This is a genomic window from Campylobacter sp. IFREMER_LSEM_CL2090 (genome assembly GCF_025771865.1).
In the GTDB taxonomy this organism is placed as follows: domain Bacteria; phylum Campylobacterota; class Campylobacteria; order Campylobacterales; family Campylobacteraceae; genus Campylobacter_D; species Campylobacter_D lari_D.
In genome coordinates, this window is sequence record NZ_JAKMRA010000032.1 from 1 (window position 1) to 837 (window position 837).

At 24.4% G+C, this 837-nt stretch carries 1 pseudogene; it reads right to left on the minus strand.

What is annotated here, in order from left to right:
- Positions 1 to 687 (minus strand): annotated as a pseudogene (locus L8V85_RS08285) (hypothetical protein); the annotation flags it as partial.
- Positions 688 to 837: the final 150 nt, after the last annotated feature.

Genomic DNA, 837 nt, shown 5'->3' on the forward strand with positions numbered 1-837 from the left:
ACTAAATTTTCTAGTGCTAAACTCACTAATGAGTATTTGTAAATCTTCTTCTTTAATACCTAGCTTTTCAAAGCTAGTGTTTTCATTAGTGATGATGAATTTGTATTTGGTTATTACTTCTTTAGTGGTGGTAGTATTAGTTTGATTACTTGAGTTAGTAGAGTTGTTATTAGAATTATTGTTTGTTTGATTATTTGAGTTACTTGTATTATTGTTGGTATTGGTTTGATTGTTTAATTTGGTAGTGTTGTTATTAAAACTATGATTGTTTGAAGCATTATTGGTATTAAAGCTATTATTAGTTGAATTAAAATTATTGTTTGTTTGATTATTTATACTAGAGTTAGTGTTAGCTTTGTCATTGTTTGTGTTAGTGTTAGTTTGGTTATTTAGGTTGGTAGTGTTGTTATTAGTTTGATTGTTAGCTTCCTCATTAGTTTTATCTTCTTGATTAAATTTTTCTTTTAAGGCTTTCTTTTTTTCTTCAAAGTCTTTTTTAGCTTCTTGAGTTTTTTTATAATCATCTTTGGTTTTTAGATTTTCTTTGATAGCTTTGTTTTGAGGGAGGTTTCTATCAGGAGATAATTCTATAACCTTTTCTATATCATTTTTAGCTATGATAATACTTCCATTATTAGCATAGACTAAAGAGCTAATTGCTATAGTGTTAAGTAAAAGTTTTTTCATACTTATTTTTTCCTTTTAATGATGTATTTTAATTTCAAGTTTTTGTTTTTCAATATTTATATTGATTAATTAAAATATTTTTAATATGAGTATATTCATTAATATACTCATTATATACACTAGGATAAATCCTAGTGTTTAGTGTTTAAT